Origin of the sequence: Amycolatopsis kentuckyensis, assembly GCF_002155975.1 — a bacterium.
Lineage (GTDB): Bacteria > Actinomycetota > Actinomycetes > Mycobacteriales > Pseudonocardiaceae > Amycolatopsis > Amycolatopsis kentuckyensis.
Map to the genome: position 1 here is coordinate 202 of NZ_MUMI01000860.1, position 473 is coordinate 674.

The following is a 473-nucleotide window of genomic DNA, read 5'->3' on the forward strand; positions in this document are numbered from 1 at the left end:
CGGCGGCGTTCACGGCGGCGGGCATCGCGGCGATCGCCCCGGCGTACTTCCCCATCGTGCGACGGCGCAAGGACGTGCCGTACGGCGAACGCGAGCGGCAGTGGCAGCTCTACCGCCGCGGCCGGTACGTCGAGTTCACGCTCGTCCACGACGCGGCGCAGGCCGACGCCGACACGATCCTGACGGCACTGCCGCCGTCGGCGCGGTGGCAGTCGGAGTTCACGCCCGAGCCCGGGAGCGCGGAGGCGGAGCTGGCGTCGTTCCTCGTCCCACGCGACTGGGCGGCCGAAACTGTCGGTGCCCGCCGGTAGAGTCGAAAACGGGGGGCGCCCCGGCGGGCAGAGGTCGGAAATCCGGCAAAGGAGCAGCGCCCCAGGCGCTTCACCGGCGCTTCACCGGCAGTGAACGGAACGCGGCCGCACAACCGGCACCCCACCCAGACCCCCTCCCCCACCCCGATCCGAAGCCTGCAC

1 protein-coding gene is annotated in these 473 nt (G+C 73.4%); it reads left to right on the plus strand.

Annotation, left to right across the window (positions count from 1 at the left end):
• On the plus strand, window positions 1-311 hold a 311-nt coding region (locus CCN39_RS52475; RefSeq protein ID WP_244211374.1), incomplete at its 5' end, for a coproporphyrinogen III oxidase.
• Window positions 312-473: the final 162 nt, after the last annotated feature.